Consider the following 15,745-nt stretch of genomic DNA (forward strand, 5'->3'; position numbering starts at 1 on the left):
CTTGTACATCGATCGATCTGAGGGGAGACCCTAATGAATTACAACTGGGACTGGGGCGTGTTCTTCAAGTCCACCGGCGTTGGYAGCGAGACTTATCTCGACTGGTACATCGCCGGTTTGGGCTGGACCATTGCCATCGCCATCGTGGCCTGGATCATTGCCCTGACGCTGGGCTCGATCCTGGGCGTCATGCGCACCGTGCCGAATCGCATCGTATCGGGCATCGCGACCTGCTACGTCGAACTCTTCCGTAACGTGCCGCTGCTGGTTCAGCTGTTCATCTGGTACTTCCTGGTGCCCGATCTGCTGCCTGCCGACCTGCAAGAGTGGTACAAGCAGGACCTCAACCCGACCACTTCGGCGTTCCTCAGCGTCGTCGTCTGCCTGGGCCTGTTCACCACCGCTCGCGTTTGCGAACAAGTGCGCACCGGCATCCAGGCCCTGCCAAAAGGCCAGGAATCCGCTGCTCGCGCCATGGGCTTCAAGCTGCCACAGATCTACTGGAACGTGCTGCTGCCCCAGGCCTACCGGATCATCATTCCGCCGCTTACCTCGGAATTCCTCAACGTGTTCAAGAACACGTCCGTGGCCTCGCTGATCGGCCTGATGGAATTGCTCGCGCAAACCAAACAGACCGCCGAGTTCTCCGCGAACCTGTTCGAAGCGTTCACCCTGGCAACGCTGATCTACTTCACCCTGAACATGAGCCTGATGTTGCTGATGCGCATGGTCGAGAAGAAAGTCGCCGTACCGGGCCTGATCTCCGTAGGGGGTAAATGATGGAATTCGACTTCTCGGGCATCATCCCGTCCCTGCCGGGTTTGTGGAACGGCATGGTCATGACCCTCAAGCTGATGGTCATGGGCGTGGTCGGCGGCATTGTCCTCGGCACCATTCTGGCGCTGTGCCGTCTGTCCCACAGCAAACTGCTGTCGAACCTTGCCGGCGCCTACGTTAACTATTTCCGCTCGATCCCGCTGCTGCTGGTCATCACCTGGTTCTACCTGGCGGTGCCGTTCGTATTGCGCTGGATCACCGGCGAAGACACCCCGATCGGCGCATTCGCCTCGTGCATCGTGGCCTTCATGATGTTTGAAGCCGCGTACTTCTGCGAAATCGTCCGGGCCGGTGTGCAATCGATTCCCAAAGGTCAGATGGGCGCCGCCCAGGCCCTGGGCATGTCGTACGGCCAGATGATGCGCTTGATCATCCTGCCGCAAGCGTTCCGCAAGATGACCCCGCTGTTGCTGCAGCAGAGCATCATCCTGTTTCAGGACACCTCGCTGGTCTACGCCGTCGGCCTGGTGGACTTCCTCAATGCTTCGCGCGCCAGTGGCGACATTATTGGCCGCTCCAATGAGTTCCTGATTTTCGCGGGTCTCGTGTACTTCATCATCAGCTTTGCCGCCTCGCAGCTGGTCAAGCGTCTGCAAAAAAGGTTCGCCGTATGATCTCTATCAAAAGCATCAACAAGTGGTATGGGGACTTCCAGGTACTGACTGATTGCAGCACCGAGGTCAAAAAAGGCGAAGTGATCGTAGTGTGCGGGCCATCCGGTTCCGGCAAATCGACCCTGATCAAATGCGTCAACGCCCTGGAGCCGTTCCAGAAAGGCGACATCGTGGTCGATGGCACGTCCATCGCCGACCCGAAGACCAACCTGCCGAAACTGCGTTCGCGCGTGGGCATGGTGTTCCAGCATTTCGAGCTGTTCCCGCACCTGACCATCACCGAAAACCTGACCATCGCGCAGATCAAGGTGTTGGGCCGCAGCAAGGAAGAGGCTACCAAGAAGGGCCTGCAACTGCTTGAGCGCGTAGGCCTGTCGGCTCACGCCCACAAACATCCGGGCCAACTGTCCGGTGGTCAGCAGCAGCGCGTGGCGATTGCCCGTGCACTGGCGATGGACCCGATCGTCATGCTGTTCGATGAACCGACCTCGGCGCTGGACCCGGAAATGGTCAACGAAGTGCTCGACGTGATGGTGCAACTGGCCCACGAAGGCATGACCATGATGTGCGTGACCCACGAAATGGGCTTCGCCCGTAAAGTGGCGGACCGGGTGATCTTCATGGACGCCGGCAAAATCATCGAAGACTGCCAGAAAGAAGAGTTCTTCGGTGACATCAGCGCCCGCGCCGAACGGACACAGCACTTCCTCAACAAGATTCTGCAGCACTAAAAAAAACACCGCTCTCCTGTAGGAGCACGGCTTGCCGGCGATGGCGTCATGGTGGATGTCATCACCGGCAAGCCGTGCTCCTACAGGGGCAGGTGATGATCCGAAGATTTGTGTTGTGGTTGACCCAAGGCATCTGTGATGAAATGCKACCCCACTCTCTATCGCGCCGCGCCGCCATCACTTGCCGTGAAACCCCGTCTGGTTCGCCATTTATTCCTGCCGCCGCTGATCATCGCCCTGATGATCGGATTGGGTTTTGCCGGCTTCTGGATCAGTGAACACTATGGCATTCGCAGCCTCAGCGAGAACGGCCAGCGTCAGCTCGAACTGCACGCCCGCGCCGTCGAGAGTGAAATCAGCAAATACACCTACCTGCCCAGCCTGCTGGAACTCGAAACCAGCGTACCCACGCTGCTGGCCGACCCGACGCCAGAACATCGGCAAACGGTTAATGAATACCTCGAAGGCCTGAACCGGCGCAGCCGCAGTCGGGCTATCTATGTGATGGACACCACTGGCCGCGTCATGGCCACCAGTAACTGGCGCGATGTCGACAGTTACCTGGGCGAAGACCTGTCCTTCCGTGCCTATTTCCAGAATGCCGTGCGCGGTCAGCCGGGGCGCTTCTATGGCATCGGCAGCACCAACGGCGAACCCGGCTATTACCTGGCCCATGGCCTGGAAGAACACGGCAAGATCATCGGCGTCGCGGTGGTCAAGGTCCGTCTCGAAGCCATGGAAGAACGCTGGCAACGGGCGCGCCTCGAAGCCTTCGTCAGCGACGAAAACGGCATCATCATCCTGTCCAGCGATCCAGCACGACGACTGAAGTCGGTGGTGCCGTTGAGCGATGAGACCAAGGAAAAACTCGCCCGCAGTCTCCAGTACTACTGGTTCCCATTGAACGAACTGCAACCGCTGGCCCGTGAAACCCTGGCCGAAGGCGTGGAAAAACTGACCTTCCCCGCCAACAGCGAAGTGGCGTCCGACGAAGAAAACATCAGCTACCTGGCTCAGACCCGGCCCTTGAGCGACACGCCGTGGAACTTCACCCTGCTCACGCCGCTTCAGGATTTGCGCCGCGAAGCGATCAATCAGGGGATTCTGGTGGCGGTGGCCTTCGCCCTCGTGGCGTTCCTGTTGATCGCCTGGAACGAGCGACGCAAAGTGATTGCCACCCGCCTCGCGGCCCGGGAAGCCTTGCAGGAAGCCAACAATCAACTGGAGCGTCGGATTACCGAACGCACTACCGACCTGCGCGCCAGCAACGAACGGCTCAAGGGCCAGATTCGCGAGCGCCGGCACGCCGAAGAGACGCTGCGCCGGGCTCAGGATGAACTGGTGCAGGCCGGTAAACTCGCGGCCATCGGCCAGATGTCGACCAGCATCGCCCACGAATTGAACCAGCCATTGGCCGCGCTGCGGACCTTGTCCGGCAACACCGTGCGCTTTCTGGAGCGCGGTCAGCTGGATATCGCCAGCACCAACCTCAAGACCATCAATGAACTGATCGACCGCATGGGTCGGATCACCGCCAGCCTGCGCTCCTTCGCGCGTCGCGGTGACGACAAAGGTCAGGCAAGCCTTGGCAAAGCCATTGACGCTGCCTTGCAACTGCTCGGCGGTCGGGTGGAAAGCGCGCACCTGCAATTGCACCGCGACTTCAGCGACGTGCAGGTGCAAATCGACCAGACCCGCCTCGAACAGATTCTGGTCAACCTGATCGGTAACGCCCTTGATGCCATGCAGGCTCAGCCGGTGCCGGAACTGTGGCTGGAAGGCGACGTGTTCGACGGCAAGTATCGCCTTCGTGTGCGCGACAACGGCCACGGCATTGATGCCGAAGCGCGCAAGCATCTGTTCGAGCCGTTCTTCACCACCAAACCCGGTGAACAAGGCCTGGGCCTTGGCCTGACCCTGTCCGCCAGCCTGGCCGCAGCCACCGGCGGGCAACTGGGTGTCGAACACCCGGCCAGCGGCGGTACCTCTTTTGTCCTCAGTTTACCGTTGGTAAGCCCTACTTCCGCCGAGCCAATATGAACAACGACCTTAGCGTGCTGATCGTCGAAGACGACCCCCATGTGCTGCTCGGCTGCCAACAGGCGCTGACCCTGGAAGACATTCCCTGCGTGGGCGTGGGCAGCGCCGAGGAAGCACTGGAACGCGTCGGCGACAACTTTGCCGGCATCGTCATCAGTGACATTCGCCTGCCCGGCATCGATGGCCTGGAACTGCTGAACCGGCTCAAGGCCCGTGATCGCAGCCTGCCGGTGGTGTTGATCACCGGCCACGGCGACATTTCCATGGCCGTCGGCGCGATGCAAAAAGGCGCCTATGACTTCATGGAGAAACCCTTCTCTCCCGAACGCCTGGTGGACGTTGCTCGTCGGGCCCTGGAACAACGCAGCCTCGCCCGTGAAGTCACTTCGTTGCGTCGACAACTGGCGGAACGCGACTCCCTCGAAGGCCGGATCATTGGCCGCTCGCCTGCCATGCAGAACCTGCGTGAGCTGATCGCCAACGTCGCCGACACCTCGGCCAACGTGTTGATCGAAGGCGAGACCGGCACCGGTAAAGAACTGGTCGCGCGCTGCCTGCATGACTTCAGTCGCCGCCACACCAAACAATTCGTCGCGCTGAACTGTGGCGGCTTGCCGGAAAACCTGTTCGAAAGCGAAATCTTTGGTCACGAGGCCAACGCTTTCACCGGCGCCGGCAAGCGGCGCATCGGCAAGATCGAACACGCCGATGGCGGCACGCTGTTCCTCGATGAAGTGGAAAGCATGCCGTTGCCGCTGCAAATCAAATTGCTGCGGGTATTGCAGGAACGCACCCTCGAACGCCTCGGTTCGAACCAGAGCGTGGCGGTGGATTGCCGGGTGATCGCGGCGACCAAGTCCGACCTGGTCCAGTCGAGCAAGGCCGGCGAATTCCGCAGCGACCTGTATTACCGCTTGAATGTCGTGACGCTGGAATTGCCGCCGCTGCGCGAACGTCGCGAAGACATCCTGCAATTGTTCGAACATTTTTTGCAGCAGTCGTCCCTGCGTTTCGACCGCATCGCACCGGAGCTGGATAACCAGACCGTGTCGAACCTGATGAGCCACGACTGGCCCGGCAACGTGCGCGAGTTGCGCAACGTCGCCGAACGCTTCGCCCTCGGCCTGCCCGCCTTCAAGAAGTCCGGCGCCAGTGGCAACAATCAAGGGTTGGCCTTTGCCGAAGCGGTCGAGGCCTTCGAACGCAACCTGCTCAGCGACGCCTTGCAGCGCAGCGGCGGCAACCTGACCCAGGCCAGCCTGGAACTGGGAATGGCCAAGACCACCCTGTTCGACAAAGTCAAAAAGTACGGGCTGAGCCACTGATGGATCTGATTCTGAAAGCCGCTTTGGGTGCGGCGGTGGTGCTGATTCTGGCGGCATTGGCCAAGACCAAAAACTATTACATCGCAGGCCTGGTGCCGTTGTTTCCGACCTTTGCGCTGATCGCGCATTTCATCGTCGGCAAGGGGCGCTCAATCGAGGACTTGAAGACCACCATCGTGTTTGGCATGTGGTCGATCATTCCCTACTTTGTTTACCTGGCGACGTTGTACGTGATGGTCGACCGGATGCGCCTGGAGGCTTCGCTGGCGGTGGCGGCAGTGGGCTGGTTGATCGCGGCCACCGTGCTCGTCAGTGTCTGGGTTCGCCTTCACAGCTGACGCAACGGCACTACGGGTGTGGGGAAAGGGGCAAGTCTCTTGGAGACTGCCCGTAAACCTTCTGCAACTGCGCTTGTGTCAACGCATCTTCAAACGGCACCGGCACCGATTTCACGGCCCCGTAGAGATTGCGATAACGCCAGTAGTTCCCGTTGTTGGCCAGTTGATAACCGCGCTCGACCACTCGCTGGCCATCAAGGTTATAACGCAAGGTTTCCTGGGCTGCCGCGGGTGGTGTCGGCTGCATCAGGTCGGTGGCCAGAACGCGCATCGATTCGTCGATACACTCGTCGAGCACAGCCGTGACCTTCACCAAATCGAGGCTGCCGTCGTCGATGCACTGCTTGCCACAGCGTCGAATCGGCTGGCTGACCACTTCGATCCGCATGCGATACAACGCCGAACCGGCAATGTCCTGGACCTGGACCTGATTGACCAGCACGAAACTGCCACGATCCGGGGTCAGCATCAGTTTGGGTTCAATCACCAGGTGCGCAGTGACTTGCCCCTCTCCTTGCTTGAACCCGGCCACTTGCGAAGCCTGTTGATAGCGCTTTTGCAGATGCTCCTGCAACGGAACGCCCGCCATCAAGTCGGCCATCGGTCGCGCCTCGTTGAGCGCGGTCTTTTCCGCATCGCGCTGCAAGCTGCCGCTGCCCATCTGGGTGTTGACCAGGCTGGCCACCAACAAGCCGGCAATCCCGGCACTGTTGCCCGAGCTGGCCACCAGATTCTGACTCGACGACGCGGCTTGCAAGGCTGCCTGGGAGTCAATCACGGTGCTGGCACCGACAAAGGATTGCGGCAACTGCACATCGACCTTAAGCCCGTGGGCCTGGACGTAAGGCAAGGCACTCTGATCCTTGAAACCGGCCTCAGGGGCCGGTTTCTGTGCGCACCCGGTCAGCATCAGCAGGACCAAGGCACCCGCCACTGTGGGCAGACGCATCATTGGGTGAAAGGCGTGATCATTTGCTGACGGCTACTGTCCATAGCCTGATAGAACGCGTTGGACAGGTTGGCGTAGGTCGGCTCGTCCCACTCACCCTGGGCGGCCTGAACAGCAACAAAGGGTTTGAACCACAACAGTTTGTTGTCGGCCAGATCGATCACCATGCCCTGTCCGCCCACCTGCGCCATTGGCACGCTGGTCGGCACGATGCTGTAGTAGCTGCGGGTGGCACCGGTGGCGTAGACATTCACCAACAGCAGACGATCAACGCCGTAGGAAGCCTTGACCGGCGTCATGTCCCGGGTCATGTAACCTTCGCGGAAACTGGTTTCCTTAAAAGCTGCAAGGTCGACCGGCTTGTCGATTCGCTTGGCTTTGTAACCCTTGGCCTGCAGCTTGGCGACAAGGACATCCGGCAAGGTGTTGAGGTCACTCACTTGCCACTTTTCGACGTTGTCACTGAGCTTGCTGTTAACGCCCTTGTTGATGGCGTAATCGAGCAGCCCCTGATTACCGGTCAGCGCCAGCACCGGCGCAGGCACCACAGTGATTGCCACACCAATAGTCGGCTCTTTGGCATCCCAGAATTGCTGGTCCAGCGGAACTGGCGGTTGTACGTGGGCACAACCAGTGAGGGTCAGGCAGGCGAGCAACGTCAGCGCTGCCCAGGTGCGTAGAGCGTGAAGAGTCATGGATCAAGTCCCTATGATTATTAGCAGTGCTGCTTATGTCGGCAGCACCGGTAAAAACCGTAGTGGCATATTGATATATTTTTGATCGGTAGTCGTCAGCTAACGGTGCCGCCCTTGGCCTCGCTCATGATCTGGCGAATCGCCCCGACAAACGTCTCCACCGGCTGCCCGCCAGTCACCGCGTACTGCCCGTTGAACACCACGGTCGGCACCGAACTCACACCACGCGACAGCCACAATTGCTCTTCCTCGCGCACCTCTTTGGCAAATTCATCCGACGCCAGAATCGCTTCGGCCCGCTGGCGATTGAGCCCCACGCCTTCGGCGATCTGCGCCAGTTGAGCGTGATCGGAAGGGTTGCCGCCCTCGGTGAAGTACGCCCGGAACAAGGCTTCTTTGAGATTGAACTGCAAGCCTTCCAGCCCCGCCCAATACAACAGGCGATGGGCATCAAAGGTGTTGTAGATGCGGCTGTCTTTACTGGTGCGAAATTCGAACCCGACCTCGGCGCCACGGGCGCGGATCATTTCGCGGTTCTTCTGCGATTGCTCAGGGGTCGAGCCATATTTTTCGGTGATGTGTTCGGTGATGTTCTGCCCTTCGGGGGACATTTTCGGGTTCAGTTCGAACGGCTGAAAACGGATCTCCGCCTGGACCTCGCCACCCAGAATGTCCAGCGCCCGGGTCAGGCCGTACAAGCCGACGACGCACCAGGGGCAGGACACGTCGCTGACGAAATCGATTTTCAGGGAGTTACTCATCGCACACCTCGCAGGCTGAATCGCGCTGGAAAGTTCGCACGATACACCTGACCGGGCCGCGTTGGCAGTCATCCCCCAATCCCTGTGGGAGCCGGGCTTGCCCGCGATGGCGGTGTGTCAGTCTGGGGTGTTTGSGGGGTGTGTTTAGTTCTGTTTAGGGTTACTTCCTGAAAGCTACAGTGCCTTGCGCCGCCGCCTACAACCACGTCAGAATCCGCCGGCTTGTGCGCCTGGAGGGCCGTCGGTAACTTGGTTCCGTCACTGATTTCCAGTGATCGGGTTTAGTAGCCCGGATTACCCCTCAAGACGGATGCATAAGCGTCATTCAGTCAGGTTTTCACCTGCACTTGATGGTGGCTGTGTGCATGGYACCCTCGGGTGCGCCGGGTTTGAGGGAGTTACCGGTCTACTAACTTGCGCACAGCTACCACCCCTACCGTTTAGTAGCGAGAGAGGTTGTAGCCCTACTAAAGGTAAATCCCTCAATGTTCAAAATTACTCCAAACCCACCGGAAACCGACGACGTTTCCCCCTACGAAGCCCCTGAGTCCAAAAAACTCAACAAGGCCGCCGACCGCGCCCTCGACTACTACCTCAAACCGGTCATCCCCAAAGACACGCCCCGCAAACCCAGCACGATCTACCTCGTCGCCCCCGACACCGACAACGAAACCTTGCTGGTCAACGCCTGTGAGACGTTGGCGTCAGCGAGTGTCATGTTGAGCAACTTCGCCGCAACGGTTGACGGCACCCAGCGCAACACCGTGCTCGGCATCCAGCAGTCCGTCATGCTCGGCGAACTGGCGGTAAACCGGATGCTGGATAACGTCGTCCCCACATAATTCTCAACCCGTAGAAGATCAAATGTGGGAACGGCGGTGCGACGATTCGACTTGCTCGCGAAGGCGGTGTGCCAGTCAAATCAGATGTCGACTGACACGACGCTTTCGCGAGCAAGCCCGCTCCTACAGTTTGATTTGGGGGATTACAAGAGATTCGGCGCAGGCACCGGATCAATCTGCGCCCAATGCGAAGTGTCTTCGCGATGCTCTTGCAAGTACGGCAACACCGCCGCCAGCAACGGCTCTTTAAAGGCTTCCTGGAAGCGATGCGCCAACCCCGGAATCAACTTCAACTGACTCCCGCGAATATGCGCCGCCAAATGCACGCCGTGCATCACCGGCAACAACGGATCAGCCGTGCCATGCACCACCAGCGTCGGCACGCGTAGCTGATTGAGCAGGTCCACGCGACTGCGCTCGGCGAGGATCGCCATGATCTGGCGCTTCACACCTTCCGGGTTGAACGCCCGGTCATAGGACTGCGCCGCCTGCTGCAACAAGGCCTGCCGATCATCTGTCACCGACGGGCTGCCCAACGCCGCGAGCAAGTCAGCTTGTTGCTCCAGCGCCACTTCGCGATTCGGCGCGCCACGACGCGACAACAATTGCACCAGCGCCGCACTCGGCGCCGGCAAGCCTTCGGCACCGGAGCTGGTCATGATCAAGGTCAGGCTTTCCACACGCTGCGGCGCCATCGCCGCCATGTGCTGGGCGATCATCCCGCCCATGCTCGCGCCCAATACGTGAAATTGCTCGACGTGCAGCGCGTCCATCAGGCCAAAGGCATCGTCGGCCATATCGGTCAGGGTGTACGGCGCCGACACCGGCAAGCCGAGTTTGTAGCGCAACGCTTCAAACGTCAGGTTGGCCTCGGCCGGGGTTTGCCGCCACGTGGAGAGGCCAACATCGCGGTTGTCGTAACGAATCACCCGAAAGCCCTGCTGACACAGCGCAACCACCACCTCGTCCGGCCAGTGAATCAATTGCCCACCCAGGCCCATCACCAGCAACAGCGCCGGGTCGGACGCACGGCCAATGCTCTGGTACGCCAGGCTCACCTGCGCCAGATCGACGTGTTCGGTTGGAACGTTGACATCACAACGAGAGGCCGCCAACGACGGCAGGCCAAATAGCAACGCGGCCAGAAAAATGGCTTTAGAAAAAAAAGACGCACTCATGAAAAAACACCAACACGCAGAACCCCAGTAGAGCGCGAGTCTGATGAAGTTTGTTCAAGCGCGCTGCCACAGTTGCGTGACAGTTTCGTGAATATCGCCCAATGGTCAATACGATAACTATGTAGTGCCACGCAGGGCCGTAAATTGCCTTCAATGACGCGCTCAAGAGCGGACACGCCGCTCTCCTGCACAGAGCTATGTCGTCATGAAAGAACGTGTGTTCAGCGCCTTGCCCGATTCCCCGCCGGTCGTGATGGCGGCCCATCCCCCCCTGAAAAACAACCCCGATGAAAGCCTGCTGCTGAGCGCCACGACACGCTGGCGCGAGAGCAGCCGGGCSTTGCAGGCGCTGTTCAGCGCCGCGCCGCACAGAGCACACCGTAACGAACCCTCGCTCAACGAACGCTGGAATGCCTATTGGGGCACCCGAGCCCCCGGTACGCCGTTATCGCGACGCGAGTGGGCCGGGCAGTTGTATCGCAACCATTTCGAGGCCTGTGCTCAAGTAGCCTTTGCCCGCAGAACCCTGAGTGCTGAACAGCTGAAGCCGTTGCAATTGATCATCGATCCGCCTGCCGAAGGGCTTTTTCTGGACAATCAGCCCGTGCGGAGTGAACGGCTGACGTTGATTCTGAGCGACAGCGGCACCCTGAAATTCCCCGCCGCCTGGGTCATCAGCGTCGGGGATGGGCCTGCCATCGCACAGTGGCTGTACCTGCCCGAGCGTCCCGTTCCCATTCAAGTCTTCCCTCAGCGCAGCGACATGGAAGCCTGGTTATCCGGGCAATCGCTCATCCCCCAAGGCCTGCCGGAGGATGACGTGCGCTTTGAATACACCGCCAACGCTCAGCCGCTGATATCAGGCATTACTGAACTGCTGCTCCACCCGCATCACACCAACACCGTGATTTTCGCCCTGCCGCCGGTCGTTGAAGTGACGGTGGTTGACGAAGATGATCCGCCGCTGTTTGGCAGCCTGTTCGCCGACATCCCCTGGTCCCTGCGCCAAGCCGCGTTGAACCGGCAGCGCGATGCCCTCGAAGCGCTGCTGGGCGATGCGTTTGAAAGTGACCGGCAACSACCCTTCGAGGCGGCAATGAAGGCGTTGGAGCAGGCAGAGCAGACCGCTGACACCGCCGCCCGCGCCCTGCTTTACCGGTCACGTACCCTCGACTTTACGACCATCAACCGCGCGTTCAGCGCGCTCTATCAGGCGCACCAGGATGGCTTGCGCGCAGAGGCCGACATTCAACGGGCCCTCAAGCAACTCGACAGCGATGAATTCAGCCTGCTCCAGGCCGTGCTGGACGCACCGCTCGCCGCCAATCGCGATACCGGCATCATCGCCGCCAGCCTGACGCTGTCGATGACCGACCCAACCGGCAACGTCACGACGCAGTTGCTCAATGGACCGTTCGTGATCACCCGAGCGCCGCTCGACGCCGCTTCATCCCACAGCCTTTTGCTGTACTGGCCCGGCAGCGGTGGCGGCTTGCAACGGTTCGCCAATCGCACCGAGCTGGAGCGGCAAGTGTTCAAGATTCAGGACCGGGATCCGGTGTTGGCCTTGCAGCTGAAAAAAATCGACACCGACCCGCTGCATGACAGCCTCGATCAACTCACCCGCCATTCCGAAGACAGCGCAGCGCACATCCGCCAGTCCACGCCCGACGCCGCTCAGGCGCTACTGCGTGCAGACGAACTGGAAAAACTGCGCAAACAAACGCTGGCCACCTTGCAGGTGCCGGTGCACGCCGCACGAAGCCTGGCGTTCTCGCACCAGTTGGAGCAAAGCCGCAGTGGCGCGCTCTTCTCCCTGCTGCCCGAGTGGCTCGCCACCTTGTCAGCGTCCGAGCGTGTTGAACTCAAGGCCCTGTTCGAGGCTTACCTCCTGGCGATGCGCCGCAGTCACCAACAGCTGGAAACCGCCTTGGCGCCGCGTGACGATTTCACCCGTCAGCAGGTGCAGGCCCGCCTGCGCCAGGACTTCGCGCTCGAAGGGCATTTTGAGGTGCAACTTGATCTGCCCGATTCGGTGACATTGCAAAAACAACTGGCAGAAGGAGCCGCCCCGGGAACCCCGCAAAAACTCGTCGCGGTCCCCAGTCAAACCCGCAACACAATGTCCCTCGAAGAACTCGCGCAACTGAACCTCGACAACACCCCCTCGATGCGATTGGAGCCTCTTTCACTGCGACTGGGCTTTATGCGGGTGGACGTTACGGCAACCGATCCCGCCGAACGTCAGGCATTGCTACGCGGCATCACCTTGCCCTGGCTACGCAACGTCTTGCCGGAACTTGATCTGCCCCAAGCCTACGAAACACTGATCCGCGATGCCTTCACCGGCTCGGCCAGCGAGGCCGTGTTTGTGCAGGCGCATCGTCGCGAATGCCTGATCGATCCGTGGCGCCTGATGCTGACGTTGCAGGGGACCTGCGCACGTCTGCAAAAACAGATCAATCAAGTCGAATGGCAGGTGCTGAAGATCGCCATTGAGGCCAACACCCCTGACGCCTGGAACGTGGACGGCCAACGCATCGTGATCCGGCCGGCGTACCTGAGCGCTGGCGGCAAGGACACGCCCAACGAGGGGCCCACAACCTTATCCGGGGTGACGTTCATTGAAGAGCAAGTCAGCCGGATGACCCTGCTGTATCTGCCGGATAGCCCCGATGGGCAGTYCCTGCGTCGCTACGACAACCTGGAAGCGGCTCGCGGGGCCTTGTTCAATCTTTGCCTGCGTCGCGAAATGGTTGACTACCTGGCAGGACGAGCGTTGCAAGGCCGGGGGCCAGCCCATGTCAGCCGCATCAATCAGGCCGTGCTTAAACATTTCGACGCCATGATCGGGGTCGGCGAGCCGTGGCCAAAAACCACGTCACTGGCGGCCCATCTGCTCGATGCCCATATGGGGCGCCTGATCGAAACCCATCGCGCAACGTCCCGTTCCAACGATGACCTGTACCTGGAGCGCTACGCGCTCAGCGGTCCGAGGGCGTTCAATTACATGAGAATGGCCTTGGGCGTGGTGCCCTTTGTCGGCTCGGCCATTGCCCTTTACGACGCCTGGAGCAGTGCCAACCGGGCTGTCGCGTCGCTGCTGCGCGGCGACGTGGGTGATGGTGTGACCGAGATTGAGTCGGTGCTGCTGTCACTGGTCGATGCCGCCATGGATATTCTTCCGGGGGTTGCCGCGAGGCCCCGATCAGCCAAAAGCGCTCGCGCGCTGGCGCGCCTTCGTCAGTTGGAGGCATCAGGCCGCCACGCCGGTGCGTTGCAAGCCAGGTCACAGCGCCAGGCGCGGCATGGCTTCAATCGCTTCGCTGGCTACGATTATGAACAGCCGATTTCCCTTGCCGGACTGCTGCCGGCTACCCACGGGATCTACCGCAACATTTACCGGCATGTGGACGGCGATTTCATCGTTCGCCAAGGGCGCATCTTTCAGGTTGAACGCAGCACCGACTCACGAAACTGGCGACTGACCGGCACCCGCCAGAAAACCTATAAGCAACCGGTTGGCCTGGATGAGGTGGGGTGTTGGGACACTTACTTCGGTGTCTATGGGGTGACGTTCGAGGGGGGCGGGCTGGGCGGCGGCAATCTGCTCGGGCACCTGGCGGACCGGCTCGACCCGATCTGGCCGGCCGCCATTCGCGAACGCCTGCCGCGCTGGTGGGCCGACCAGGCGTTTCGCCGTCAGAACGCGTTGACCGAAGCGGCAGACGATTTCGCCCCGCAACTCGACGCCCGGGTCAAGCACACCAATGCCCTGATTAAAACGTACAACACCAGCACGCTTGAGCAGCGTCCGGCATTGATACCGGCCACCGAAACCGCGTGTATCGGCGACATCGAACTCGCCAGCCGACACTATGAAACGCTGGCTGAGCTATTCCCCCTGACCCATGGCAACAAGCGGCGCGTGCTCAAGGACATGCAGAGCCATGACGCCCTGCTGATCACCGATCGGTACAGGCAACGGGTGTTCCTGGCCAATCATCGGGCCGATCCGTTGATGGACCGGATCGACGAGCTGGTCGCCCAACTGGATGCACTGCCGGGCGATGCGATCAGCGAACGCGTGCGGGTTCTGGAAGACACCCGAAAATTGCGCGTGCAGTTCATCCGCGAACTGGATCACATCGATGCCGGGATGCGCGATCTCAACCTCTGGTACGAACGTATTTCAGTCAGCAACCACAAGGCACAAATTACCGGCGAAGTCATGATGCTGAACGGGCGGCTCAACGAAGCCAACCTGCTCTACTTGAGAACCGGTCACCTGCTGGAAGTCGTCAAACGCTTTGATCATTCACGGGACGTCTCCTGGTTCTACCTGCAAGGCCAGACAGAAAATCTGCGGGTCAAAGTCGACCGGGCCTTGTTCACCCAGTTCAGCCTGACGGAAGTCATCGCCACCAAGGCCCAGCGCAATCAAATCTTGCAGGAATGTCTCGATCTTTATGGTGCCTTTCGCCGCGGGATGAACGCCTGGACCGCCAGTTATCCGCAACACTTTCATCAGGACGCCGTGGTGCCACTGCTGGAGGGCCTCGAAAAAATGGCCGAGCGCGCACGCAAGGGCATCGATCAACAGGCGCCCGCCTCTGTTGCCGGCAAGCGCAGCAAAAAAGTGTTCACCACCGAAGACGATCAATTGCTGATCGGAGTGGAGCGCTGGGAGCCGACAACGCAAAAGCGCCAATACACCCTGACCGGACAGGGCGGATTTGATGAAGTGTGGGAACAAGGTACAAACGGCAAGTTTCGCCTGCTGAACCCGCCCGAGCCAGCAACCCATACGCCTCAACGGGACCTTGGCGCGTTGGTCGAAGATGCTCGCAGCCGCCTGCAATCTCAGGAGGCTTACAAGATCAGGATTCAATCTTATGCGGCGCACGACATGCTGCCAGTGGACCTGGAGCACACGATGACCAGTGAGGCTGGCGAGTTGACCCGGCGCGCGCTGGCTATCCAGGACATTGCCCCGCGACACCCGCTCATCGAGCAACTGCGCAACAAGGCGACCGAGCTCGTTGCCAGCGGACGCCAGATGCGCACCCGCCAATCCTTGAGTACCCAACGACCGACCGATGGAATGCTGGATGACCTGATCAGTCACAACGCCGTGGAGATACGCAAGACAAGCCCGATCAAACACTTGGGCAAACGTTCTGACGGTCGAAGCGATCACCTGCAGGAATATGAAATATGGGACGTGACCGCGCAACCACCCAAACTGTTGTGGTACGCCCACTTCCACTACGCCAAGGCAGCCCCCGCGTTCGCCGAGTTCGAAAAGGCGCACCTGAAACTGCCGGAACACCGGTTTCTGACCCACGCCGACAACGCCGCGCTGCCTTACGCGGACATCGGCAAAAAGTCAGCCGCGCTCAGGCATTTTGATCAGGGCTAAAAAGTAAAACGGG

At 60.2% G+C, this 15,745-nt stretch carries 12 protein-coding genes; 8 read left to right on the forward strand and 4 right to left on the reverse strand.

Features of this window, described 5'->3' with window-relative positions:
* The first annotated feature begins 33 nt into the window (after window positions 1-33).
* From AC1D2P_RS14460 to AC1D2P_RS14485, 6 genes are all read left to right on the forward strand, one after another.
* Window positions 34-780, forward strand: coding sequence for an amino acid ABC transporter permease (locus tag AC1D2P_RS14460; protein WP_046026551.1), 747 nt, complete (start codon window positions 34-36; stop codon window positions 778-780).
* Window positions 780-1,451: an amino acid ABC transporter permease gene (locus tag AC1D2P_RS14465; RefSeq protein WP_046026552.1), complete on the forward strand. Its 672-nt coding sequence runs from the start codon at window positions 780-782 to the stop codon at window positions 1,449-1,451. The genes AC1D2P_RS14460 and AC1D2P_RS14465 overlap by 1 nt, the downstream gene beginning before the upstream one ends.
* Window positions 1,448-2,182 (forward strand): amino acid ABC transporter ATP-binding protein, encoded by a 735-nt coding sequence (locus AC1D2P_RS14470; RefSeq protein WP_046026553.1) that lies wholly within the window; start codon window positions 1,448-1,450, stop codon window positions 2,180-2,182. The genes AC1D2P_RS14465 and AC1D2P_RS14470 overlap by 4 nt, the downstream gene beginning before the upstream one ends.
* Before the next feature lie 138 nt (window positions 2,183-2,320).
* The gene (aauS, locus tag AC1D2P_RS14475; RefSeq protein WP_477811479.1) at window positions 2,321-4,222 is read left to right on the forward strand and encodes a two-component sensor histidine kinase AauS; all 1,902 of its coding nucleotides are present in this window, start codon (window positions 2,321-2,323) and stop codon (window positions 4,220-4,222) included.
* Complete coding sequence (gene aauR / locus AC1D2P_RS14480; RefSeq protein WP_077431341.1) at window positions 4,219-5,547, forward strand: two-component response regulator AauR; 1,329 nt, start codon at window positions 4,219-4,221, stop codon at window positions 5,545-5,547. Before aauS ends, aauR begins: the two co-directional genes overlap by 4 nt.
* Before the next feature lie 8 nt (window positions 5,548-5,555).
* A complete protein-coding gene (locus AC1D2P_RS14485; RefSeq protein WP_223523547.1) occupies window positions 5,556-5,885 on the forward strand; it encodes a GlpM family protein in 330 nt (109 codons plus the stop codon).
* A 10-nt stretch (window positions 5,886-5,895) separates the two neighbouring features.
* Here the strand turns inward: AC1D2P_RS14485 and AC1D2P_RS14490 are convergent, their stop codons facing one another.
* The 3 genes from AC1D2P_RS14490 to AC1D2P_RS14500 all read right to left on the reverse strand — a co-directional run bounded on the left by AC1D2P_RS14490 (window position 5,896) and on the right by AC1D2P_RS14500 (window position 8,290).
* The gene (locus AC1D2P_RS14490; protein WP_477758009.1) at window positions 5,896-6,837 is read right to left on the reverse strand and encodes a hypothetical protein; all 942 of its coding nucleotides are present in this window, start codon (window positions 6,835-6,837) and stop codon (window positions 5,896-5,898) included.
* The gene (locus AC1D2P_RS14495; protein ID WP_109785015.1) at window positions 6,834-7,529 is read right to left on the reverse strand and encodes a hypothetical protein; all 696 of its coding nucleotides are present in this window, start codon (window positions 7,527-7,529) and stop codon (window positions 6,834-6,836) included. Before AC1D2P_RS14495 ends, AC1D2P_RS14490 begins: the two co-directional genes overlap by 4 nt.
* A 95-nt stretch (window positions 7,530-7,624) precedes the next feature.
* Window positions 7,625-8,290 (reverse strand): DsbA family oxidoreductase, encoded by a 666-nt coding sequence (locus AC1D2P_RS14500; RefSeq protein ID WP_477811480.1) that lies wholly within the window; start codon window positions 8,288-8,290, stop codon window positions 7,625-7,627.
* A gap of 485 nt (window positions 8,291-8,775) precedes the next feature.
* Between AC1D2P_RS14500 and AC1D2P_RS14505 the strand changes: the two genes are divergently transcribed.
* The gene (locus tag AC1D2P_RS14505) at window positions 8,776-9,132 is read left to right on the forward strand and encodes a DUF6124 family protein (protein ID WP_477758008.1); all 357 of its coding nucleotides are present in this window, start codon (window positions 8,776-8,778) and stop codon (window positions 9,130-9,132) included.
* 143 nt (window positions 9,133-9,275) lie between these two features.
* Here the strand turns inward: AC1D2P_RS14505 and AC1D2P_RS14510 are convergent, their stop codons facing one another.
* On the reverse strand, window positions 9,276-10,310 hold the full coding sequence (locus tag AC1D2P_RS14510; RefSeq protein WP_077431338.1) for an alpha/beta fold hydrolase: 1,035 nt from the start codon (window positions 10,308-10,310) through the stop codon (window positions 9,276-9,278).
* 205 nt (window positions 10,311-10,515) lie between these two features.
* Here AC1D2P_RS14510 and AC1D2P_RS14515 point away from each other — a divergent pair, with 205 nt between their 5' ends.
* On the forward strand, window positions 10,516-15,732 hold the full coding sequence (locus tag AC1D2P_RS14515; protein ID WP_477811481.1) for a dermonecrotic toxin domain-containing protein: 5,217 nt from the start codon (window positions 10,516-10,518) through the stop codon (window positions 15,730-15,732).
* The last annotated feature ends 13 nt before the right edge of the window (window positions 15,733-15,745 follow it).

The organism is Pseudomonas sp. P1_F1_2 (genome assembly GCF_056405815.1).

What these genes read in the sequence shown, in the direction of transcription:
- AC1D2P_RS14465 (WP_046026552.1), top strand. Translation starts at nt 780, where the DNA reads ATGGAATTCGACTTCTCGGGCATCATCCCGTCCCTGCCGGGTTTGTGG.
- AC1D2P_RS14470 (WP_046026553.1), top strand. Translation starts at nt 1,448, where the DNA reads ATGATCTCTATCAAAAGCATCAACAAGTGGTATGGGGACTTCCAGGTA.
- aauR (WP_077431341.1), top strand. Translation starts at nt 4,219, where the DNA reads ATGAACAACGACCTTAGCGTGCTGATCGTCGAAGACGACCCCCATGTG.
- AC1D2P_RS14490 (WP_477758009.1), bottom strand. Translation starts at nt 6,837, where the DNA reads ATGATGCGTCTGCCCACAGTGGCGGGTGCCTTGGTCCTGCTGATGCTG.
- AC1D2P_RS14495 (WP_109785015.1), bottom strand. Translation starts at nt 7,529, where the DNA reads ATGACTCTTCACGCTCTACGCACCTGGGCAGCGCTGACGTTGCTCGCC.
- AC1D2P_RS14500 (WP_477811480.1), bottom strand. Translation starts at nt 8,290, where the DNA reads ATGAGTAACTCCCTGAAAATCGATTTCGTCAGCGACGTGTCCTGCCCC.
- AC1D2P_RS14505 (WP_477758008.1), top strand. Translation starts at nt 8,776, where the DNA reads ATGTTCAAAATTACTCCAAACCCACCGGAAACCGACGACGTTTCCCCC.
- AC1D2P_RS14510 (WP_077431338.1), bottom strand. Translation starts at nt 10,310, where the DNA reads ATGAGTGCGTCTTTTTTTTCTAAAGCCATTTTTCTGGCCGCGTTGCTA.